The sequence below is a fragment of the Pseudomonas sp. D2002 genome, assembly GCF_013385735.1.
Taxonomy (GTDB): domain Bacteria; phylum Pseudomonadota; class Gammaproteobacteria; order Pseudomonadales; family Pseudomonadaceae; genus Aquipseudomonas.
Map to the genome: position 1 here is coordinate 615,535 of NZ_JACAPL010000002.1, position 22,644 is coordinate 638,178.

At 56.8% G+C, this 22,644-nt stretch carries 20 protein-coding genes; 15 read left to right on the forward strand and 5 right to left on the reverse strand.

Annotated elements, in window-relative coordinates:
• Nucleotides 1–68: 68 nt before the first annotated feature.
• The gene (locus tag HX783_RS03005; RefSeq protein WP_177015912.1) at nt 69–1,691 is read left to right on the forward strand and encodes an argininosuccinate lyase; all 1,623 of its coding nucleotides are present in this window, start codon (nt 69–71) and stop codon (nt 1,689–1,691) included.
• A 104-nt stretch (nt 1,692–1,795) separates the two neighbouring features.
• On the opposite strand, the gene HX783_RS03010 is transcribed toward HX783_RS03005, so the two are convergent.
• The gene (locus HX783_RS03010) at nt 1,796–3,007 is read right to left on the reverse strand and encodes a cation:dicarboxylate symporter family transporter (RefSeq protein WP_177015913.1); all 1,212 of its coding nucleotides are present in this window, start codon (nt 3,005–3,007) and stop codon (nt 1,796–1,798) included.
• A gap of 117 nt (nt 3,008–3,124) precedes the next feature.
• On the opposite strand from HX783_RS03010, the gene HX783_RS03015 reads away from it, so the two are divergent.
• A complete protein-coding gene (locus HX783_RS03015) occupies nt 3,125–4,039 on the forward strand; it encodes a LysR substrate-binding domain-containing protein (protein WP_177015914.1) in 915 nt (304 codons plus the stop codon).
• Nucleotides 4,040–4,085: 46 nt separating this feature from the next.
• Nucleotides 4,086–4,574: an HIT family protein gene (locus HX783_RS03020; protein WP_177015915.1), complete on the forward strand. Its 489-nt coding sequence runs from the start codon at nt 4,086–4,088 to the stop codon at nt 4,572–4,574.
• A 1,152-nt stretch (nt 4,575–5,726) separates the two neighbouring features.
• Here HX783_RS03020 and HX783_RS03025 read toward each other — a convergent pair.
• The gene (locus HX783_RS03025) at nt 5,727–6,161 is read right to left on the reverse strand and encodes a GNAT family N-acetyltransferase (RefSeq protein ID WP_177015916.1); all 435 of its coding nucleotides are present in this window, start codon (nt 6,159–6,161) and stop codon (nt 5,727–5,729) included.
• Between the two features lie 226 nt (nt 6,162–6,387).
• On the opposite strand from HX783_RS03025, the gene HX783_RS03030 reads away from it, so the two are divergent.
• The 6 genes from HX783_RS03030 (at nt 6,388) to HX783_RS03055 (ending at nt 12,179) form a co-directional block, all read left to right on the forward strand.
• Nucleotides 6,388–7,719 (forward strand): flavin-containing monooxygenase, encoded by a 1,332-nt coding sequence (locus HX783_RS03030; RefSeq protein ID WP_371317650.1) that lies wholly within the window; start codon nt 6,388–6,390, stop codon nt 7,717–7,719.
• A gap of 23 nt (nt 7,720–7,742) precedes the next feature.
• The gene (locus tag HX783_RS03035) at nt 7,743–8,153 is read left to right on the forward strand and encodes a RidA family protein (protein WP_003207327.1); all 411 of its coding nucleotides are present in this window, start codon (nt 7,743–7,745) and stop codon (nt 8,151–8,153) included.
• A gap of 10 nt (nt 8,154–8,163) precedes the next feature.
• Nucleotides 8,164–8,841 carry a DUF1028 domain-containing protein gene (locus HX783_RS03040; protein ID WP_177015918.1) on the forward strand — a complete coding sequence of 226 codons (678 nt, stop codon included), beginning with the start codon at nt 8,164–8,166 and terminating at the stop codon, nt 8,839–8,841.
• On the forward strand, nt 8,838–9,983 hold the full coding sequence (gene argE / locus HX783_RS03045) for an acetylornithine deacetylase (protein ID WP_177015919.1): 1,146 nt from the start codon (nt 8,838–8,840) through the stop codon (nt 9,981–9,983). The genes HX783_RS03040 and argE overlap by 4 nt, the downstream gene beginning before the upstream one ends.
• Nucleotides 9,984–10,730: 747 nt before the next feature.
• Entirely contained in the window at nt 10,731–11,465 is a 735-nt protein-coding gene (locus HX783_RS03050; protein WP_256347091.1) for a type III effector, read from the forward strand.
• A gap of 324 nt (nt 11,466–11,789) precedes the next feature.
• A complete protein-coding gene (locus tag HX783_RS03055) occupies nt 11,790–12,179 on the forward strand; it encodes a hypothetical protein (RefSeq protein ID WP_177015920.1) in 390 nt (129 codons plus the stop codon).
• A 155-nt stretch (nt 12,180–12,334) separates the two neighbouring features.
• On the opposite strand, the gene HX783_RS03060 is transcribed toward HX783_RS03055, so the two are convergent.
• Nucleotides 12,335–13,246, reverse strand: a complete 912-nt coding sequence (locus HX783_RS03060; RefSeq protein WP_025857480.1) for a LysR substrate-binding domain-containing protein — start codon at nt 13,244–13,246, stop codon at nt 12,335–12,337.
• A gap of 250 nt (nt 13,247–13,496) precedes the next feature.
• On the opposite strand from HX783_RS03060, the gene HX783_RS03065 reads away from it, so the two are divergent.
• Entirely contained in the window at nt 13,497–14,912 is a 1,416-nt protein-coding gene (locus tag HX783_RS03065; RefSeq protein WP_177015921.1) for a cytosine permease, read from the forward strand.
• A 99-nt stretch (nt 14,913–15,011) separates the two neighbouring features.
• Here HX783_RS03065 and HX783_RS03070 read toward each other — a convergent pair whose 3' ends face one another.
• Nucleotides 15,012–15,371: a hypothetical protein gene (locus HX783_RS03070; protein WP_177015922.1), complete on the reverse strand. Its 360-nt coding sequence runs from the start codon at nt 15,369–15,371 to the stop codon at nt 15,012–15,014.
• 200 nt (nt 15,372–15,571) lie between these two features.
• On the opposite strand from HX783_RS03070, the gene HX783_RS03075 reads away from it, so the two are divergent.
• The 4 genes from HX783_RS03075 (at nt 15,572) to HX783_RS03090 (ending at nt 21,736) form a co-directional block, all read left to right on the forward strand.
• Nucleotides 15,572–16,516, forward strand: a complete 945-nt coding sequence (locus tag HX783_RS03075) for a hypothetical protein (protein ID WP_177015923.1) — start codon at nt 15,572–15,574, stop codon at nt 16,514–16,516.
• 307 nt (nt 16,517–16,823) lie between these two features.
• Nucleotides 16,824–17,213 carry a hypothetical protein gene (locus HX783_RS03080; protein WP_177015924.1) on the forward strand — a complete coding sequence of 130 codons (390 nt, stop codon included), beginning with the start codon at nt 16,824–16,826 and terminating at the stop codon, nt 17,211–17,213.
• Between the two features lie 305 nt (nt 17,214–17,518).
• Nucleotides 17,519–19,942 (forward strand): AAA family ATPase, encoded by a 2,424-nt coding sequence (locus HX783_RS03085; RefSeq protein WP_177015925.1) that lies wholly within the window; start codon nt 17,519–17,521, stop codon nt 19,940–19,942.
• A gap of 927 nt (nt 19,943–20,869) precedes the next feature.
• Nucleotides 20,870–21,736: a hypothetical protein gene (locus tag HX783_RS03090; RefSeq protein WP_177015926.1), complete on the forward strand. Its 867-nt coding sequence runs from the start codon at nt 20,870–20,872 to the stop codon at nt 21,734–21,736.
• 11 nt (nt 21,737–21,747) lie between these two features.
• Here the strand turns inward: HX783_RS03090 and HX783_RS03095 are convergent, their stop codons facing one another.
• On the reverse strand, nt 21,748–21,921 hold the full coding sequence (locus HX783_RS03095) for a hypothetical protein (protein WP_177015927.1): 174 nt from the start codon (nt 21,919–21,921) through the stop codon (nt 21,748–21,750).
• A gap of 401 nt (nt 21,922–22,322) precedes the next feature.
• Between HX783_RS03095 and HX783_RS03100 the strand changes: the two genes are divergently transcribed.
• The gene (locus HX783_RS03100) at nt 22,323–22,616 is read left to right on the forward strand and encodes a fructose-bisphosphate aldolase (RefSeq protein ID WP_159955527.1); all 294 of its coding nucleotides are present in this window, start codon (nt 22,323–22,325) and stop codon (nt 22,614–22,616) included.
• The last annotated feature ends 28 nt before the right edge of the window (nt 22,617–22,644 follow it).

Here is a 22,644-nt window from a genome sequence, read left to right on the forward strand (position 1 = left end):
CCTGATTTTGACGCGCGCGCTTCACAGCGTGCGGCGGCTCATAATTCCAAAAATAATCGGGTATCCCTGTGAACACATCTCCCCGCGCCCTCAAAAGCCTGCTTCACCTGGCCGTGGCCTTCGCCCTGTTCAACAGCTTCGGCGCCTATGCGGCCAACACCGGCGAACTGCCCTGCACCACCACAGAACAATGCGCGGCCCAGGCGGCCAAGGTCGGCGCCACACCCGATAGCTCACAAACCGAGCACAAGGCCAAGGGCGACCCGACCCAAACCCAGTTCGCCTGGCTGAACCGCATCAACAAAGCCTCGATCGTGATGCTCACCGAAGAGGGCATCGTCGCGCCGGCCATGGGCCAGAAGATCGCCGGTGGCGTGCGTTACGCCATCGCCCAGGCCGACCAGCCCGGCGGCACGCGCCCAAGCGATGTGCTGCAGCTGGAAAAAATCATGACCGACAAGATCGGCCCTGAAGCCTCATTGATCCACTCCGGCCGCAGCCGCCAGGACATGCTCGCCACTTACCGCCTGGCCGCCCTGCGCAGCCAGGTGCTGGCCTACAGCGAGGCGCTGAATGCCACGCGCCTGCGCTTGCTGAACATCGCCGACAAGAACGTCGACACGCTGGTGCCCGCCTACACCAACGGCGTGCAGGCCATGCCGATCAGCTACGCGCATTACCTGCTGGCGTTTGAAGCCGCGTTCGACCGCGACGGCCAGCGTATCCGCGAGCTCTACACGCGCCTGAACAAAAGCCCGATGGGCACCGCCGTGCTGGCGAACTCGGCTTACCCGCTGAACCGTGAGCGCCTGGCCGAACTGCTGGGCTTTGATGGCGTGCGCGAAAACTCGCTGGATTCAAGCCAGGTTTCAACCTACGACATTCCCATCGAGGCGGCCAACCTGGCGTCGTCGTCAGCCATTCGCGTGGGCGCGATGATTGGCGACATCCACACCCAATACCACCAGATTCGACCGTGGTTGTTGCTCGATGAAGAAGCCACCTACACCAGCAGCGCCATGCCGCAAAAACGTAACCCTGGCCTGCTGATGCGTGCGCGTGAAAGCGCTTCCGACGTGGTCGGCCTGGCCCAGGCCGTGACCTTGCGTGCGCACAACGTCACCACCGGCATGACCGACTACAAGTTTGCCTTCGACTCGCTGGGCGTGTTCCGCTCGACCCAAGAGATGTTCGAGGCCATGGACGCGGTGCTCGACGCTCTGCAGATCAACCCGCAGCGCGCGCTGGAAGAACTCGAATCGGAATGGACCACGTCGATGGAGCTGGCCGACACCCTGGAGCGCCAATACAAGGTGCCGTTCCGCATCGGCCACAGCTTTGCCTCGCTGATCGTCACCGAAGCCCGCAGCAATGGCACCACGCCGAAAACCTTCGCCTATGCCGACGCGCAGAAGCTGTATCGCCAGGCGGCGGACAAGTACAAGTGGACGCCGAACACCCTGCCGCTGGATGAAGCGGGTTTGCGTGCGGCCTTATCGCCGACCACCATGGTGCAGACCCGCAAAGGCACCGGCGGCCCGCAGCCGCAGGAGGTCAAGCGCATGCTGGTGGAGGCGCGCAAGACCTTGGAGGGGGATCAGCAGTGGCTGAAAGAGCGGCGTGAGAAGCTGCAAAGCGCTGAAAGCAATCTGGACAAGGCGTTCGACAAGCTGGCCAATTCTAAAGGTTAAAACGCCTTCCAAATGTGGGAGCGGGCTTGCTCGCGAAGGCGGCGTGTCAGTCGATGAACAAGTGACTGAACCACCGCCTTCGCGAGCAAGCCCGCTCCCACATTTTAGATCACCAATTCCCGCTGCAGCACTTCGCGATCAATCAACCGCTGCCACCCGCAAATCGCCAGGCACGCCACGCAATTGCCCAGCACATTGGTCAGCGACCGGCATTTCATCAAGCGCTCCACGCCCAGCAGCAACCCCACGCCTTCCAGCGGCACCAGTTGCAGGATGTTCAACGTCGCGATCAGGGTGAACAACGCAGAGCCCGCCACGCTGGTGGAGCTCAACGAGGTGACCAGGCAAATCAGCAACACCGCGAGCATTTGCGGCAGCGCCAGTTCCACGCCCGCCATGTGCGCTAAAAACATAATCGCCGTGGTCAGGTACAGGTTGGTGCCCGCCAGGTTGAAGGTGTAGCCGGTGGTCAACACCAGTCGCACTAATTGACGGTCACAGCCCAAGGCTTCAAGTTTATTCACGCAGCCGGGAAGTGCCGCCAAGGAAGAACCGGTAAAGGTCACCAACAACAACTCTTCTTTTAAATAAACAATCAGACGCGACAACTTAACCCCCACTATCCGAGTAATAGTTGCCATCACCACCACCACAAATAACCCACACACCAGGTAGATAATCAGCACAAACTTAAACAGCGGCAATACCGAACTAACACCGTACTTTCCCACTACAAAGGCCATCGCCCCAAAGGCCGCCAACGGCGCAAATTTCAAGATAATCCGCAGCAGGTAGAACAGCCCTTTAACGCCCGCTTCGAACCCACCCAGGCAGCGATTGCCGAAGGCGCTGCCGCGCCCCAGCAGCAACCCGCAGATGAGCGCCGCGAGCATTACTTGCAGCACCAGGCTTTGGGTAAATACGTGATAAAGCGTGGACGACGCCGACAACAGTGAGAGTTCGTGCAGCAGGCTTTGCGCGGGTAATGGGGGAACAGGCGTAGCGCTATGTTCCAGGTTGAACACCCACCCGGTGGCCATGCCGACCATCAGCGCAGCGCAGGACATCAGTTGGAAATACACAATGATCCGCCGCACCACATGCCGGTGGTAGCGCTCGCGCTTGATACCGGCGACACCGGTGGCGACCAATACAAACAGCAGGAACGGCATTAATAAACCGACTAACTTTATAAAGCCGTCGCTGAGCAGTTTCATTTTAATCGCCAGGTCTGGATACACCAAACCCAAGAGCATGCCAAGTACGATGGCAATTAAAATAGGCAGTGTTCCATGTTTGGCCAATCGGGCTGACATCAACGCTCCCGCCTATTTTTATTTATTGTTATTGTCGTTGTCCGCGGCTTTCGGCATATTGACCGCCTGGCCGCTGCAGGCCGCAAATAATAAAGTCTTGCCACGGGATATACCACCATGGAACTTCGCCATTTACGTTATTTCATCATGGTGGCCGAAGAGCGAAACTTCACCCGGGCCGCCGCGCGCCTGAACATGCAGCAACCGCCCCTTAGCCAACAGATTCGCGCCCTTGAACAACAGCTGGGTTTCGACCTGTTCAAACGTCACCCCAAAGGCGTCGACCTGACGGCCGGTGGCCTGGTGTTTCTCGACGAGGCCCGCGTGATCCTCGCTCGCGTTGAGCACGGCGCCCTCAAGGCCGCCCGCGCTGCCCAGGGCATCGAAGGCACGCTGATGATCGGTTTCACCAGCTCCGCGGCTGCTCACCCGCTGATCCCGCGCATCATCCGCGCCTACCGCGAACGCTACCCCGGCGTGGAACTGTCGATCAACGAAGGCAGCGCCCGCGAAGTGACCGAGGACAGCATCGAAAAACGCCTCGACATCGGCATCCTCCGCGCGCCCGTCAGCACTCATCAAAGCCTGACCTTCCACCGCCTGCTCAACGAAGAAATGCTGCTCGCCCTGCCCACCGGCCATTCCTTGCTCAAAGACCCCGCCAGCGCTATCCCACTCACCGCGCTCAAGGACGAACGCTTCATCCTGGTCCGCCGCCCCGGCGCGCCGGGCATGTACGCCAACCTGATCAAGGCCTGCCAGAACGCCGGTTTCGAGCCCAGGATCGCCTTTGAAGTGGAACGCATGCTCACCAACGTCAGCCTGGTAGCGGCCGGCGAAGGCATCTCGGTGGTGCCGGCGTCGATGCGCGATGTACACCGCGAAAGCGTGGTGTACTGCCGGATCAAGGACGCCAGGCCAAAGCTGCTGGCGCCGATTACTTTGGTGCGGCGCACGTTCAACCCGTCGGCGCCGCTGCAAAATTTTATTGCCTTGGCGCGGGAATTGGGTGGGGTGTATCGCCGAGGGTGAGGCTCAGCTCACGACAAACAGCTTCGCCCATCAAGGACGCGTACTCATGCAGATCGACCCCGCTTTCATCCTTCACGAGACCGAGCACTGGCGGCTCAACCATCACCTGGCGTCGAAGCTGCCGGGTTACCTGATGCTGGGCGCCAAGACGCCGATCGACTCACTGGCCGATATGCCGGAGGCCGCGCTGGCGGAACTGGGCGGTTTGCTGGCCAACACCCAGCGGGTGATCGAGGCGCAGCTGCGGCCGAAATGGCTGTATATCAGCCGCTATGGGCACATGCCGGGCTACCCGCTGCACTTTCATTTCATCCCGATGTATGACTGGGTGGAGCGGGCTTTTTGGCAGGATGAACGTTATCGCCTGCTGCAAAACTTTGGATCGCCGGACCTGGCGCAGACGCTGACAGATGGGGCGGAATTGACGCTGTTTGTGTGGCGCGAATTTGGCGAGAGTTTGACACCGCCGGCGATTCAGGGCGATTCGGTTGAGCGGGTTATTGAGCGGTTGCGCGCAGCCTTCAGCGGCGAGTGAAGATCAAATGTGAGAGCTGTCGAGCCTTGGCGAGGCTGCGAAGGCGGCGGCACTGTTGGGACAGTTGTCGACTGACCCACCGCTTTCGCGGCCTCGCTGGAGCTCGACGGCTCCCACAGGGGATGTGCGGTGTTGATTAGATCGGAGGTTGCCGCTTTGAACGGTTGCGCATGGCCTTCAGCGGCGAGTGAAGATCAAATGTGGGAGCCGTCGAGCCTTGGCGAGGCTGCGAAGGCGGCGGCACTGTCAGCATAGTTGTCGCCTGACCCACCACTTTCGCGGCCTCGCTGGAGCTCGACGGCTCCCACAGGGGATTTGCGGTGTTGGTTAAATCGTGGATAGCCGCATTGAGCGGTTGCGCGGGAGCTTCAGCGGCGAGTGAAGATCAAATGTGGGAGCTGTCGAGCCTTGGCGAGGCTGCGAAGGCGGCGGCACTGTCAGCATAGTGGTTGCCTGACCCACCGCTTTCGCGGCCTCGCTAAAGCTCGACGGCTCCCACAGGGGATTTGCGGTGTTGGTTAAATCGTGGGTAGCCGCTTTGAACGGTTGCGCATGGCCTTCAGCGGCGAGTGAAGATCAAATGTGGGAGCTGTCGAGCCTTGGCGAGGCTGCGAAGGCGGCGGCACTGTCAGCATAGTTGTCGCCTGACCCACCGCTTTCGCGGCCTCGCTGGAGCTCGACGGCTCCCACAGGGGATTTGCGGTGTTGGTTAAATCGTGGATAGCCGCATTGAGCGGTTGCGCGGGAGCTTCAGCGGCGAGTGAAGATCCAGTGTGGGAGCTGTCGAGCTTTAGCGAGGCTGCGAAGGCGGCGGCACTGTCAGCATAGTGGTTGCCTGACCCACCGCTTTCGCGGCCTCGCTGGAGCTCGACGGCTCCCACAGGGGATGTGCGGTGTTGTTTAGATCGGGGATAGCCGCTTTGAGCGGTTGCGCGCGAGCTTCAGCGGCGAGTGAGGATCAAATGTGGGAGCTGTCGAGCTTTAGCGAAGCTGCGAAGGCGGCGGCACTGTTGGGACAGGGGTTGCCTGACCCACCGCTTTCGCGGCCTCGCTGGAGCTCGACGGCTCCCACAGGGGATTAGCTGTGTTAGTTAGAGCGCGGTAAGTCTCTTGATGATGGGGATACATGCCTGCGCTAATTACGTTCTCCTTTCATGCGTTTTCATTGCCCTTTTGGGTGAATGAATAACGGTCGATATCCGTTCGAAGTGTCCAGCCCTGGCCTTGCCAATACTGGGCGGCGTGGGTGTTGGTTTTGAATACATCCAGATGGCATTTATGGATGCCCAGTTGCTCCAGCGCAGCCAGGCAACGCTCGACCAGCGCCTGCGCGATGCCCTGGCGGCGATAGTCCGGCAGCACCAGCAGGTGTTGCAGGTAACCACGACGCCCATCATGGCCGCACATCACGCAGGCGATCACCCGGCCGTCAGCTTCAGCGACAAAACTCATCTCAGGGTTGCGCACCAGGTAGCGCTCGGTGGCCTCGCGAGAGTCGGCATCGCGCAGGGAAATGCCGGGGGTGTTTTGCATGAGGGTGAGGACGGCGTCGTAGTCGGCTGGGGTCATTACGCGAAGCGCGGGCATGGCATCTGTCCAATGTGGGGGCGGCGGTGCGACGATTCGACTTGCTCGCGAAGGCGGTGGGTCAGTGAAGGCTATAGTGACTGAAAAACCGCATTCGCGAGCAAGCCCGCTCCCACATTTTTTTGCTCGGCGGCGTTTGGCTGGCCGCTCTGCATCCGATATTTATGCTCTGTTCCCAGCTTAATAATATTTTATTAAAAACCGCCCTCCCCCTAGCCTTGAAGTCATGCCCACGCTGAATCCAACTGCATTACGCAAGGACAGACACATGACCCAAGCAATAACAACAATAGACACGCTGGTAGTCGGCGCCGGCCAGGCTGGCGTGGCCATGAGCGAGCACCTGAGCAAGCAAGGCGTGCCGCACCTGGTGCTGGAACGCAGCCGCATCGCCGAGCGCTGGCGCACCGGCCGCTGGGATTCGCTGGTAGCCAACGGCCCCGCCTGGCACGACCGCTTTCCGGGCCTGGAATTCGATGATGTCGCCGCCGATGGCTTCGCGCCGAAAGAGCGCGTGGCGGATTATTTCGAAGCCTATGCACGCAAATTCAATGCGCCGATTCGCACCGGCGTGGACGTAACCTCAGTGGTGCGCAACGTCGGCCGCCCAGGTTTTACCGTGCACACCAGCGAAGGCGTGATCGAAGCCAACCGCGTCGTCGCCGCCACCGGGCCATTCCAGAAACCGGTGATTCCAGCGATTGCGCCGAAAGACACCGCGCTGCATCAAATCCATTCCGCCGACTACCGCAACCCGGCGCAACTACCCGCCGGTGCCGTGCTGGTGGTGGGCGCCGGTTCTTCCGGCGTGCAGATCGCCGATGAACTGCAGCGCTCCGGGCGCCAGGTGTACCTCTCGGTTGGCGCCCACGACCGCCCGCCCCGCGCCTATCGCAACCGCGACTTCTGCTGGTGGCTGGGCGTGTTGGGCGAGTGGGACCAGGCCGCGATGAAACCCGGCCGTGAGCACGTGACCATTGCAGTCAGCGGCGCCCACGGCGGCAAGACCATTGATTTTCGCGAGCTGGCCCAGCAAGGCATGACCCTGGTCGGTTTGACCCAAGCCTTCAACGGCTCCACCGCCACCTTCCAGGCGAACCTGGTGGAAAACCTGGCACGCGGTGACGAAAACTACCTGGCCCTGCTGGATGCCGCCGACGCCTACATCGAACGCAATGGCCTCGACCTGCCGGTGGAGCCCGAAGCCCGCCGCGTATTCCCCGATGCCGAGTGCATCAAAAACCCAATTCTGGAGCTGGACCTGGCCAAGGCCGGTATCACCTCGATCATCTGGGCCACCGGTTTTGCCGTGGATTACAGCTGGCTGAAAGTCGATGCCTTCGACGCGAACGGCAAGCCGCAACACCAGCGCGGCGTGGCCCCTGAGTCGGGTATCTACTTCCTCGGTTTGCCATGGCAGTCGCGCCGTGGCTCGTCGTTTATCTGGGGTGTGTGGCACGACGCCAAATACGTCGCCGACCACATCGCCATCCAGCGCCAGTACCTCGAATACCGCGAAGCGGCGCCGGTTGTTCATAAATCGCCCGTCAGTGCCTGACCCCTATTTTCTGGAGTTTTTTTATGCCTACTCACACTCGCATCCGCATGTTCAACACCAAGGAAACCTACCCCAACCAAAGCCTGGACAACGACCTGTGCCAGGCCGTGCGTGCCGGCAATACCGTGTATGTGCGAGGCCAGGTGGGGACTGATTTCGACGGCAACCTGATTGGCCTCGGCGACCCACGTGCCCAGGCCGAGCAGGCGATGAAAAACGTCAAGCAACTGCTGGAAGAAGCGGGTTCGGACCTGAGCCACATCGTCAAAACCACCACTTACCTGATCGACCCGCGCTACCGCGAGCCGGTATACCAGGAAGTCGGCAAGTGGCTCAAAGGCGTGTTCCCGATCTCCACCGGGCTGGTGGTGTCGGCCCTGGGCCAGCCACAGTGGTTGATGGAAATTGACGTGATCGCCGTCATCCCCGAATAAGGAGCCGCACATGACCTTTTCAATCGTCGCGCGTTGCGCAGACACCGGCCAGTTGGGCATCGCCATCAGCTCATCGAGCATCGCCGTGGGCGCCCGCTGCCCGTGGCTGCGCCCCGGCGTGGGCGCGGTCTCGACCCAGAACATCACGCTGCCGGCGCTGGGCCCGGACGTGCTCGACCTGCTCGAACAAGGCCTTGAACCCGCCGCCGCCGTCGACCAAGCCCTGACACGCAACGGCTACAGCCAATACCGGCAACTCACGGCGATTGATCACCTGGGCCGCAGCGTGCATTTCAGCGGCAGCGAAACCCTTGGCACCCACAACGCGGTGTCGGGTGAACAGTGTGTGGCGGCGGGCAATATGCTCGCCGACCGCGCGGTGATCGAGGCGATGGTCAAGGCCTTCGAACACGCCGAAGGCCAACTGGCGGACCGGCTGCTGGCGGCCATGCACGCCGCCATCGCCGCCGGTGGCGAAGCCGGCCCGGTGCATTCCGCCGCCTTGGTGGTGGTGGGCGAACTGACCTGGCCGATCATCAACCTGCGCGTGGATTGGGCCGACGAACAGCCCATCGCCGAACTGCAAAAGCTCTGGGACGCCTACCGCCCGCAAGTGCAGGACTACATCGACCGCGCCCTCGCCCCCGACCGGTCCCCCGGCTACGGCGTGGCCGGAGACGAGCGATGAGCAGCAGCCGCGAGTTGCTGCAGACGCTGGTGGGGTTTGATACCACCAGCCGCGAGTCCAACCTGCAGTTGATTGAATGCGTGCGCGATTACCTCGCCGGGTTCGGCGTGGCCAGTGAGCTGGTCTACAACGAAGAACGCAGCAAGGCCAACCTGTTTGCCAGCATCGGCCCGGCGGAACTGCCGGGCATTGTGCTGTCGGGGCACACGGATGTGGTGCCGGTGGACGGCCAGCCATGGACAGTGCCGCCCTTCGCGCTGACCGAGCGCGACGGCAAGCTTTATGGCCGAGGCACGGCGGATATGAAGGGTTACATCGCCTGTGTGCTGGCGCTGGTGCCGGCGCTGGTCAAGGCCACCCTGCGCGTGCCGGTGCATATCGCCCTGTCCTACGACGAAGAAGTCGGTTGCCTGGGCGTGCGCTCTTTGTTGGCGGTGCTGGAGCAGCGGCCGGTGAAACCCATGTTGTGCATCATCGGCGAGCCGACTGAGCTGAAGCCGGTGCTTGGCCATAAAGGCAAGCTCGCCATGCGCTGTGATGTGCATGGCGAGGCCTGCCATTCGGCGTATGCGCCCTATGGCGTGAATGCCATCGAACACGCGGCCGAGTTGATCGGTGAGCTGGGCCGGATTGGCCAACGGCTGCGCGAGACGCAAGACCCACGCTTTGACCCGCCGTTCAGCACGGTGCAGACCGGGGTGATTTCGGGAGGCAAGGCGCTGAACATCGTGCCGGCGGATTGCCGGTTTGATTTCGAGATTCGCGCGTTGCCGTCGCAGGACCCAGCCGAGGTGGCTTCAGAACTGCAAGCCTACGCACAGCAACAGGTGCTGCCGCGCATGCAGGCCGTGAGTGCGCAGAGTGCGATTCGGTTTACCGAGTTGTCGGCCTATCCGGGGTTGGTCACCGATGAGCGCAGCCAGGCTGCCGAACTGATCGCGGCGTTCAGCGGTTCCCGGGAATTTGGCACCGTGGCATTTGGCACCGAGGGTGGGTTGTTTGATGCGGTGGGCATTCCCACCGTAGTGTGCGGGCCTGGGAGTATGGATCAGGGGCATAAGCCGGATGAGTTTGTGAGTGTGGAGCAGCTGGCGGGCTGTGAGGCGATGTTGCTGCGCATGCTCGACTCGATTCGCGCTTAAGCCGAACACGAACCTGTCACCCTGATCGCCCTGATCGTTCCCACGCTCTGCGTGGGAATGCCGCCAGGGACGCTCCGCGTCCTGCCGTTGACCTCAGCGCAAGCGTGACGCGGAGCGTCTGCGGATGCATTCCCACGCAGAGCGTGGGAACGATCGAAGGCGGTGTGTCAGTCACCCGATGTGCTGGCTGATTCACCGCTTTGATGATCGTTCCCATGCTCTGCGTGGGAATGCCGCCAGGGACGCTCCGCGTCCCGCCGTTGACCTCTGCGCAAGCGTTACGCGGAGCGTCAGCGGATGCATTCCCACGCAGAGCGTGGGAACGATCGAAGGCGGTGTGTCAGTCACCCGATGTGCTGGCTGATTCACCGCTTTGATGATCGTTCCCATGCTCTGCGTGGGAATGCTGCCAGGGACGCTCCGCGTCCCGCCGTTGACCTCTGCGCAAGCGTGACGCGGAGCGTCTGCGGATGCATTCCCACGCAAAGCGTGGGAACGATCGATGTGCTGGCTGATTCACCGCTTTCGCGGGCAAGCTCGCTCCCACAGTTTGGGCCTGTGTTCAGCCCACGTTCACGCCCCTCTTCGCGACAGTCGTGCGCAGCGCATAAGCCCGTTGCGAGGGGCTGAAGTGGAACTCGCAACGTGTGTAAAACCACACAGATATCGACTTTCATCTGTATCCGAAAAGCCAGGCGTTGAGCAGTCCTGTGACTGCCGCATCTTTTCGAAAAAAAGGTATTCCACATGCGAGTAGATACCCCCCAAGCCTCCTTTTTCGGTTCGGGCATCAAAGATTTACTGTTAAACGGCCGCAACCCTTTTGACACCGGCGGCTTGGAGGGCATGAGCAACGCCGAGGTTGCGCGCCATGCAAACGTAAGTTTTACCCCCAATCATGGCGTGCCGACCTATGAGGTCGCCAAGCAGTCCACGGGTGAGATCTTTGCGGGATGGAGCAGCGAAAACAAAGCCCTTAAATATAAAAACTTCCCCTTTATCAAATTCACGCGCACGCCCGCCAAACAAGAAGGCCGATCAGTGGGCGACAAATTCCACATCAGCGTCGCGCAAAAGGATATGGCCAAGGCTTTTGAAGTTGTCGGCAAGCTTATTAATTCAGAAGACAGCCCGATCAATAGCTGGAAAGCCACCGATGTCAGCCGTGCCGACCCAAGAGACACGCGTATATCGCAGGGCGCCCAGTTCACGCTTTATCCCAAACCCGACCGCACGGATGGCACCTATAGCCCCGAGCACATGGGGAAAATCCAGGCGTTGGTTAAGGCCATCGAGCAGGCGCTGCAAGAGGCAGGCATCAGCAAAAGCGAGCACAAACCCGCCTCCGATGTATCAGCGCCAGCGTGGGGATACGTGTCTTATCGCAATGAAGACCGAAGCAACCGGGTGGGCTCCGAAAGCCAAAGTGCTGCATTGAAACAAGAACCCTTTTTCAAGCTCATCGCCGGCATTGCGCCCTGACCATACAGGTCAAATGTGGGAACGGGCTTGATGATCGTTCCCACGCTCTGCGTGGGAACGCCGCCATGGACGCTCCGCGTCCCGCCTTTGACCTCAGCGCAAGCGTGACGCGGAGCGTCAGCGGATGCATTCCCACGCAGAGCGTGGGAAACGATCAATGATGTAACCGACCGGTGCCTAAGGTGTAAAAACCGCAGGGAAGTGAGAGTGAAAATTCGCCTCACGCCTACTGAACAATGCCTGGGAACTGAAAGAATTTGTTCGCCACTTAAAGAGGCAGCCGACTTGGATGCTTACAGACCCATCAATTTTTAGGTGTACACCATGACTAACATTGCGCCTTCTGCTTTTTTTCTCTCCCCTATGACGCCTCAAGTGGCGCCAAGCGCAGGGAGTGCTGACGCCCATAACAGGCCGAACAATGAATACAATCGCATCACCGTAACGGAAGAAAACTATCCGAGAGTGATCGACCTGCTCAGTGAAGCCGCCAGGCGCAATGATACCCAAGTGTCAATTCAGGAGCCGACATCAAGTGACCTGGACTATGGCGATGGGCCGATGAAGACTGAAACCTTCAGTTTCAACTTCGACCCAGACAAAGCCGACGGTACTTACAGTCCAAAATATCGGGACGCCGTAAACAACACAAACCAGTTGTTTAACGATTGGCTGCGCGTCGAGGGAATCAAGAACTACGGGCCTGAAAGTTAACCGGTAAAGGCACGCCCTTCTGATCGTGATCGTTCCCACGCTCTGCGTGGGAATACCGCCAGGGACGCTCCGCGTCCCGCCATTGACCTCAGCGCAAGCGTGACGCGGAGCGTCAGCGGATGCATTCCCACGCAGAGCGTGGCAACGATCGAGCACTAGCCCAGCAAACGGGCCAGCTCTTCACGGCAGTAGTCGACAAACAGCTGCACCGGTTTGGTCAACGGCGCCCGTCGTAGCCAAACGGCCGACAACCCGGAGCCCGTGACTGTTTCAGCCAACGGCACACACACCACCTTCTGCCCATCATAGGTGTACTCGGTAAACGGCTTGGTCACCAAAATCGAAAACCCAAACCCGCGCCCGACCATGCCCCGCACCATCTCAATCGACGGCGAGCTGAACACAATATTCGGCGTCAGCCCACGCTCTTCAAAGATGCTCACAAAGTACGTCCGGCTCGGCAGCACATCCAGCAAAATCATCGGCTCCAGCACCAGGTCCGCCAGCGACACCTTGGCCTGCTGCGCAAAGCGATGGTCCGCCGGCAGCAACGCGTACGGCTGCTGCGGCGGCATCAACGGCGTGGTTTCAATCGTGCCACCCAAGTCATGCTCAAACAGCATCGCCACATCAATACTGCCCGCCGTCAGCGCCTGCACCAGCTCTTGCTGCTCGCCGTCGCGAATGCGGATTTCCACGCCCGGCCAGCGCGCCTTGAAGCCGGCAATCAAACGCGGCAGATACAACGGCGCCACCGTCTCAAAGCAGCCGATATCGATCTGCCCCGCCACCACATCATTGTCGGCCAAGGCGTTTTGCTCGAACTCATGGGCCACCCGCAACAGCTCCAGCGCCTTGCGATAAAACCGCGCGCCGCTGGGCGTGAGCGAAACCCCCTGGGCGTGATGGCGGATAAACAACTGCACGCCAAAGCTGTCTTCCAGCTGCTTGATCGCCGTGGACACCGACGGCTGCGCGATATACAGCTTGCGCGAGGCCTCGGCGACGCTGCCGCACTCGGCCGTGGTAACAAAATATCTAAGCTGGCGCAGGTTATACGCGGCCATCGGGACCTCCGAAAACGGGGGACTTCGCCCCAAACACGTGCGTAAAAATCGGCTTTTTCACACTGATTCAAGCACCTGCAACATACCGGAGCAAAAAATCCGGCGAGATACTTTTTTTAAGGTCTATAGCAACAAACTTACTAATTTACCTCCCCGCGCCCATTGCAGATGATCACTCCAACAACAAAGCGCCGCACACGCGTCGCACAGCGAAGTACGTCAACGTACTCACCTTGCCTTGGAGCTCGTCATGGTTACCACTGCAACATCCTCCGCCCCGCTTATCGAAAAACACACGATTGGATACGTGCCCCCGGAAGATCGCCATGGAAAGGTAAGAGACCTGTTCACCCTGTGGTTCGGCGGCAACATCGCGCCGCTGCCGATCGTCACCGGTGCGCTGGGTGTGCAACTGTTCCACCTGAACCTGGTCTGGGGCATCGTCGCCATCCTCGTCGGCCACCTGGTCGGCGGCGTGCTGATGGCGCTGCACTCGGCCCAAGGCCCGCAAATGGGCATCCCGCAAATGATCCAGAGCCGCGCACAGTTCGGCTCCCTCGGCGCCCTGCTGGTGGTGGTCATCGCCGGCGTCATGTACATCGGCTTCTTCGCCTCCAACATCGTGCTGGCGGGTAAATCCCTGCACGGCGTAGTCGACAGCGTGCCCGTGCCCGTCGGCATCGTCATCGGCGCCATCGGGTCCGGCATCATCGGCATCATCGGCTACCGCTTCATCCACGTGCTCAACCGCATCGGCACCTGGGTACTCGGCGCCGGCATCGTGCTGGGCTTCGGCTACATCTTCACCCACGTGCAAACCACGGACTTTCTGACCCGTGGCAGCTTCAACATTTCCGGCTGGCTCGCCACCGTGTCCCTCGCCGCGCTGTGGCAAATCGCCTTCGCGCCCTACGTGTCGGACTACTCCCGCTACCTGCCGGCCGACGTGCCCGTTGCGTCCACCTTCTGGACCACCTACCTGGGCTCCGCCCTCGGCTCCAGCCTGGCCTTCATCTTCGGCGCCGTCGCCGTGCTCGCCACCCCAGTCGGCATGGACACCATGGACGCCGTCAAACTCGCCACCGGCGCCATCGGCCCGCTGATGCTCGTGCTGTTCTTGCTCAGCGTGATCAGCCACAACGCCCTCAACCTGTACGGCGCGGTACTGTCGATCATCACTCTGGTACAGACCTTCGCCTACCGCTGGATCCCCACTGCCAAAAGCCGCGCAGTGATCTCCATCCTCGTACTCGCCGCCTGCGCCATCGCAGCCGTGTTCGCCTCCAAAGACTTCATCGGCCACTTCGTCGACATGGTGCTGGTGCTGCTCGTGGTGCTGGTGCCGTGGACGGCGATCAACCTGATCGACTTCTACGCGATCCACAAAGGCAAATACGACATCGCCTCAATCTTCCGCGTGGATGGCGGCATCTACGGCAAGTACAACCCACAGGCGCTGCTGGCGTATGCAGTGGGGATTGCGGTGCAGATTCCGTTCATGAACACACCGCTGTATGTGGGGCCGATTTCGGAACACATAAACGGCGCGGACTTGTCCTGGGTGGTGGGGTTGGTGGTGACGTCGCCGTTGTATTTTTGGTTGGCGAGTCGGGACAGTGCGTATAAGCGCAGGATGGATGGGGGGAAGTTGGTTAACGGAGTTTGAGGTAGCTGAATGTAGTGATTTGATCCTGATGTTTTGAGCCACTCATATCCTGGTTTTGCGGCCGGGGTTTGGGTGGTTTTTCAGTTTGGGGCGGGCGGTTTAGTTTTCTATCAAGAGCCAGCTGATACACATGACGGTTGCGGATGTGAAAGCAATCAGTGTTGGTATGACCATCCAGCACTTGAGATGTCGTGGAATTTTATCAACGTCCTCGACCCGTACTAAACGCCTCCATTGAAGTATTTTTGGAATAAGAATGATGATACCCATAGCAATCAGCCGCTGAGGCCTTCCATCAAATGGAGCATGACAAATAATATCCCTGTGCACAGTGATGTAAGCGCTGCCCTCCACATAGCGCTCTGCTGCGTCGAGCTTTTTGAACATGGCACAAAAAAAGAGCGGGAAGCTTAGTGTCATGGCGACCCCAGCGCACATGCCGATATATTCAAAGACCATTTAATCCCCCGCCATCCTATAGAGAAATTTCCCTGTGCCTTCTCCCAAGGCGCTTCCGATCTTACCTACAGCAAGAATTTCTCTGGAAAGTACAGAAGCGCCAACCTCTGAGACGGAACCAATTCCTGCGCCCTGACCAATTAGAGTGGGGCCACGCCTATGTGTGGTTGCCTATCCAACCTTTATAAATGCAGGTAAATATGACGATTCCTTCTGTGAGTACTCAGATATCCAGCCTAATTCAAAACCTTCCCGTTACAGAACGTACACCTAGTAAAGTCGCCCCAGGCTCAAAGCAACCAATTTCTGTTCAAGGCGAGAGGGTTGACCAACGTTCGGTATCGGAAATTACGGCGGGCCCGTTGTTCAAGAATCTTGACTACATATTGAACCCTGAAGACCTGAAAGCCTTTAAAACGCACACGGGTGAGTGGGATGACTACCGCCTGCCCCCGGACGTTCAAAAGGCTAATGCACTGAAAGCTGAGGCGGTACTTCGCTTCATCGACAGGCAGGGTGGCGCCGATTCAACAGCCGGAAACGGCAAAATCGACGGCGAACAGCACATTGTTCCTATGCTTCTAAACCCGGAGAGCGAGTATTTTTCTTTTGAAGGCTCCGAAGCGCGACTGGTATTGGCGTTTGCTCGGGGCGGTTATCCCGCGTTGATGGATGCCGCCAATGACGCGGCTCAGAAAAAAAACGCTCCTCTTGGGACGGAACCTGCCGTACGCGGTGAGGCCAATGTGTCGAGTCCGCCTTCACGCGAGGAAACGCGTCCCGCAGGCGATCAACGTTCAGCCGCGGATATCTTCGACGGCAACCCTATTCTGAACGCGGGATTTATGCAGGAAATAATGGACCGTAACCCGCAGGAAGGATATCCGCTGAGGATTCGCGACGCCCTGATAAGGCGCGTAGGTGACTTCACCAAAAACAATCCAGACCCTGAATCTCGTGCCGATGCCATGTACCGCTTGGCGCATGTGGCTCATTTCATTGATAACGACCCTAGTTTGCGAAGGGGCCAAAGCAGACGACCAGAGTCTGGAAGGCTAGGCGGACTCTTGGATGACCCTAAGACCGAGATCGGCAAGATGGTGGAGTTCTCCAGTAGTGGTTATGAAGTGTTAAATAAGTCATGACTGCGCTCTAGCCGCTAGCAAGAACCCATGGTGCGGCTTACGACCCAAAGCTGCCTTACACGAGGTGTAGCTAACCGCCAAAAGCGGGCATTGAAAAACGGGGTTTGAGGTGGCTGAATGTAGTGGTTTGAGAGTGATTGAAGGGACCATCCAAATCGTGGCTTTGCGGCTGGGGTGTGGGTGGTTTTTTCGTTTGTGGAGGGGCTGCGAAATTGAGTGCCGTGTGAGCGACAAAATAAAGCTGCCCGTTATTCCTGTGCTTGGGACAGAATGAGATCTTCCTTGGATCTCTTCGGCCTCGCACACCATGGACGACATTCGTTTCACACCGGAACAGGTGGCATCCCGATCTGGCACTGCTCAGGTGGATAAGGATGTGAGGCACTGGTTAGTGGGGCTTCCCATTGCTGAGAGACTCGATTTTCTGAAGCAACTGTGGCCACTGAACTACCGATACACACTCAAACTGCTCCAGGCTGCGCAGCTATCGAGGCAGGAAAACGAGGATATGTTCAGGCACTGGTTGCGTACGGGTCAGCACAATGCGGCGCAGGAACTTATCACGCGGTTGGAGCCGGTTTTGGGGGATAGAAGGTTTTGGCAGATTGCTTCGCAGGAGGTGGTTACGCCGGTTATGCGGGAGTTCTTGAATTATTATGGTGGTGGGCGGTTGGGCTCTCAGGCCGACGAAAAATAAACCGATAGCCTTCTCGAGACGATCTATTTTCGGCGCGCCCAGCTACCACGGCCATCGGAAGCGCCGTTTCTCTGCGAGTTTTTCTAATCTCGGTGATAAGCAAAAAACGGCCAAATGCGGTCGTTCAATGTCTACGAAAATGAGCAGCGGTTCACTTGCAGGGTTGGCCGGAGCGCATAAGCTGCATAGGCTAATCGCCACCACGCGATTGAGGCTTGGGCTAGGCTGCCACCCGCGTGGTCTCGACCCTCGAAATTTTAGTGTGCGCGGCCAGCCTGGCTCCGCTCCCTGCATGAGCGCAAAGAATGATCGAGTCTATTAGCCTTTCTAATATCGCCACCTACAGCCCCGACAAGGCAGAAGAAATCGTTAACCTAAAACCGATAAATTTCTTCTACGGTGCAAATGGCGCGGGCAAGACCACTATTAGTCGGCTGATCGAAAATCCTGCCATTTCGGCGCACTCTCGGATCAAGTGGCTGAGGAACAGCCAGATCCCGGCAATGATTTACAACAATGACTTCGTCACCTCTAACTTCACCGACTCGAAAGAACTGCAGGGTGTTTTCACGCTGGGGAAGGCCGAGCAAGCCCAGCTTGATCGCCTAGCGTTACTCAAGGATGAAAGAAAGCGCCACGAACAGATGAAGACGAAGTCAGTCATTCTTCTTGATGGCGAGGATGGTAGGACAGGAAAGAATGCCGAACTCGTTTCTTTAGAAACAAAACTGGTCGCCCGGTGCTGGGAACAAAAGACAAAACATGACGAACATTTCAAGGGTGCTTTTACCGGCTTGAGAAATAATAGAGAGGCCTTTAAGGTTAGGGTATTGCAAGAGTATGCGAGCAGTACTTCATCTTTGGTCGATCTAGCTGACCTCCAGGCAAGAGCCTTGGTGTTATATGGTGATCAACCTTTGAAGATGTCTTCTGTTCCGACCTTGGACTTGAGGCGGCTGATTGCATTCGAAACAAGCCCAGTTCTGGCCAAGAAGGTAATTGGTAGGGATGATGTCAGCATCTCAGCGATTATCCAGCGACTAGGTAACAGCGACTGGGTTCGGCAGGGTATGAGATTTCTGGAACACACAGACGAGCAATGCCCGTTTTGCCAACAGAGTATTCCACATGATTTCGAGAAAAACCTTGCTGACTACTTTGACGAAAGCTTTGAAGCCGATTTCAAGGCAGTTTCTACTCTGCGCTCTACCTATTTCCAGGTTGCAGATGAAGTATTGAATCAGGCACGTGCTCTATTGGTTTCGGATTGTATCCACCTGGATAAAAACAAGATCAGTCTTGAGATCCAAACCCTGGAGACTGTAATTCTTGTAAACAAGGATCGAGTGGACAAAAAGGTTTCTAGTCCAAGCTCTGAAATTGAGCTTGAGGGGCTGACGGATATTCAGGATGGCGTCGCGGGGATTGTCGATGCTGCGAATGTGAAAGTGTCTGAACACAATCGCCTTGTAGCCAGTTTCGCCGCTGAACAGAACAAGCTCACCGGAGAGGTATGGAAGTATATCATCGATGTCGAGCTAAAAAATACGTTAACCGACTACACGTCCGAAAAGGACAAGTTGCAGAAATCCATCGGTGGCATCACATCGAGTCGGGACACGGCCACGAATAATATCAAAGCTGTTGAGATCGAAATTGACAAGATTGAAACAGCACTGACAAGTGTGAAACCGACAGTCATCGCCATAAACAAGATCCTCAAAAATTTTGGATTTCGTAGTTTTTCGCTCGATCCTGCCTGTGTAGGAAACTCCTATAGGCTTATCCGAAGTGATGGCAAAGACGCAAAGCAAACTCTTAGCGAGGGTGAAAAAACCTTCGTAACTTTCCTATACTTCTACCACCTGCTCAAAGGAAGCATAACGACATCAGGCATCACAAGTGACCGGATCGTCGTCATTGATGACCCAGTTTCAAGTCTCGATAGTGATGTGCTTTTTATCGTGAGTAGCTTGATCAAAGAACTCTTTGCGGAGGTCAGAAAGAAGGATAGCCATCTCAAACAGATTTGGGTGTTGACCCACAACGTCCACTTTCACAAAGAGATTACCTACGACCAACGGCGGAAGTCCGAAACTTCCCTCAGTGATGAGACCTTTTGGATCGTCCGAAAGCCTGGTGATTACTCTTTAGTCGAGTTTCATCCGAGCAACCCCATCAGAACTTCCTACCAGTTACTTTGGGCAGAGTTGAAGAAAACTCCTGTGCCAGCGCTTACGTTACAGAACACCATGCGAAGGATTTTGGAAAATTATTTCAAAATTTTGGGAGGTATAGATACGTACGTTCTGGTCGGAAAATTTGAAGGTCTTGAAAAGGTACAGTGTCAGTCCCTAATCAGCTGGGTCAATGATGGCTCGCATTACGCTCCGGATGAGCTGTACGTGGCTATCGGTGAAAATATGGCAGCCAGCTATATGAAGATTTTCTTCAAGATTTTCAAAGCTGCTAAGCATAACGCTCACTACAAAATGATGATGGGCGATGATTATGTCGATCTCGATCCGGATGAGCTTTCGGACGGTATTCAGGACGGCATCAGCGCTAATGTAGACGGTAGCTTAGTAGTTAGCGCCGTTGATATACCGGATTTGCCCATACTCGTCCCTGACCTATCTGCTGTCCACGCCGACAATCTGGCACTGGCACCGACTATTCCTTTGGCAGGTGGGGATAGTTCAGAGAGGGATTCAGATATGCCCTTCTAAAGATCATGAATGTGCTAAGCATGTGGGGGGGAGTAACGTAGTAAAGGTCGGAGATTCGTCCGAGGTCTGAATCAGATAAACGCTATGCGCTGCAGCGCCGATCTTAGCCTGACATTGCACGTGAATCGTGGACTTCCCTGAATTTCGCGGGGCTCCTGGAGAGGCAAGCCCAAGGGTAATTCAGGCCCTACGTCTTCGCTACTTATGAACCATTTCCGTACGTTGTTTGTTGTTTTGTAAGTGCGTCCAGTCTAACCATCCACTCAGGCTGAAGGCCTTGAATAACGGGGTTCTCCTCCTCATGGTCTATTTGGCCGTAAGCCCTCCTATGCCCAATATCGAGCGACAGGACAGGTGAAATACACCAACCCATCGGCGCTTCGGCAGTTGTGATGACAAAAGATACCGCCGCGGCGGCGGTGGGCGTGGGAACCGCGCTCCAAAAAAAACGCTGGGGAGGAACGCGGGTGCGAAGAATCGCGTAAATTCGTTAGCGGCGCCCCGCCAAAGTTAGTTAACTGGTTAACTCAGTTGGTTAACTCAAGTAGCGCTGTGGATCTGGCAGTCTCTGTTTCCCCCAAAAAACACTGGGGTATAGGTTCCTCCGCTCCCCCCCCCCGGAAACATTGGTTGTTCCCACTGTTCCCCCGTTTTTTGAAATCAGTAAGACATTGGATGGTGGACAATCGTGAAAGGTAACCCATGGCTATGCGCAGATCTGATCCTTACATGAAAAAATGGCCGACTTCGTCCCCCAACCAGCCAGACGACGGAAGAAACATGGTTTCTGCAGACTTTCAAGGTTCAGAGGTAGACAACCTGCGAGCGCGGCGGTACCGTGTGATTTTTGGCATCTTGATATCTATGTCGGTTTTGGCTGACGTCAACTTTGATATGCGGGCAAAATCTGTAAGGCAGGTTTATTAAATGGATTGGTATGCACCGTATAGCTTGGGAAAATCAACCAAACTTATCAGAAGGTTTCTCATTGAGATTGCATCAATGGAATCGCGGATTGCACGTCACGGGCTGCACGTAGCGCGAGAAATTTATGACTTTGATGATGCGACAGCTGCGATGGACGAATTTCCAGAGCTATTCAATTTATTGAAGCGAAACATTGCGCCTTTTGATATGGAAACTTATTCGCAACTAGAGTACTTAGACAAGGAAATTTCGCTGATCGACCAGATATCACTGATCAACCTTAAACTTCAAATGTCGCGCCACCCTGAATATACCTCACCACTTTCAAAGCTTGCCGAAATCATTTTTGATGGAAGGGTGTTTTCATCATCACAGACCAAGCGAATATTCGGCGAAGAAAGTATCTCAATCGAAAGAACAATAGTTAGCTGTGATAAGTTGTTATCTACACTTAAAATTGCTGAAGATGTTCTTCGGCGTCGAGAAGAGCTAGAGAGTGAAATTTTTAAACCTTCGAGAATCAAGGAAGATAGGGTTGTTGAGTTAATCGAAAGGGCAGAAGAGCAGATAAATCAGTCGTTAACGCTGTCCAGCGAGACTAGGTTACTGGTAAGCAACTATCTTGCAGAAATAAAGACTGAAGCAAAATCTAAAGCTCCAAAATGGCAAGCCATGATTGGGTCATTAGTCATTGTAGCTGCTCTCACGAGCGGGCTTGCGGACGCACCAGGAGCGACTAAAACGCTACAGAGTCTCATAGAATATATAGTCGGCGTATCATTGATAAACCCGGAGCAAAAGTTTTTAAATAGCCCAAATAATTTAGCTACAGGGGCAAACGAAATCGTTAATACAATTCCTATATAATGTAGTTAGCATTACCAATAACGATCAATAAAAATCTTTTGCCATTTTCCTTTGGCGCGCGTCAGCTGCACCGTGAGCTGTGGATAGTTGCGACCCTCCTTTCCTAAACGCTGTCTGGCTGCTTTTGGCTGCGGAAACTGACAGCTTTTGGCCGTTTGCCGCCATTCACGTTCGAGGGTTCTCAATTATTTTCATCCCGTTGCACTAAAAATCAATTGGCCGCGTTTCGTCAATCGTGTCCGCAATCTCGCTGTCCCCATCTCTGGAAGATTGATGGGTTGAATTTGGTGAATGGGGTTTGATACATCCTCTCGGTTGCACCTAGGCAAAGGGCACCTTATAGTTCGCCCCGTCGCCGGCCCAGGCCAGCGACAGGGTTTCGCAGCCCTAAAAACTATTACCAGTACCGTCAAACCCGACGCAGCCGATTCACAGCTGCCTCTCGTTTTATGGCGGTTGTGCGTGGGAGACCTTCGGGTCTGCCGGGTTATGGTAATAGTCCCCCGGTCTGCGAACCCGCGCACAGCTGCCACCCAATTGTTTCGCAGCAAAAGGTGGCAATTTTTCTTTCTTAAGGACTATTACCATGACTACTCAACACCCACCCCGCCGCTTCACCCCAATGTCCCAAACCGCAACCGACTACCCCGTCCTCCTCATCGACAGCGACGCCCCGCTCCGCGAGCTTCACGCTTGCGCCAGCGAGCGTCTGAACGCCGCCCTCGCCTACCTGCACCTGATGGCCTGTTCCAACGTATCCGACTATGCCGAGCACGACATCAATACCGTCGCCAATACCGCTCGGATCATGGTCCAGGATGTGGCGGATGTGTTTACGGTGATGGAGCGGCGGGGGTTTGATGTGGCTGCTGTGAGTTGATGTGATGTGAGCTGTGAGGAAACCCGCT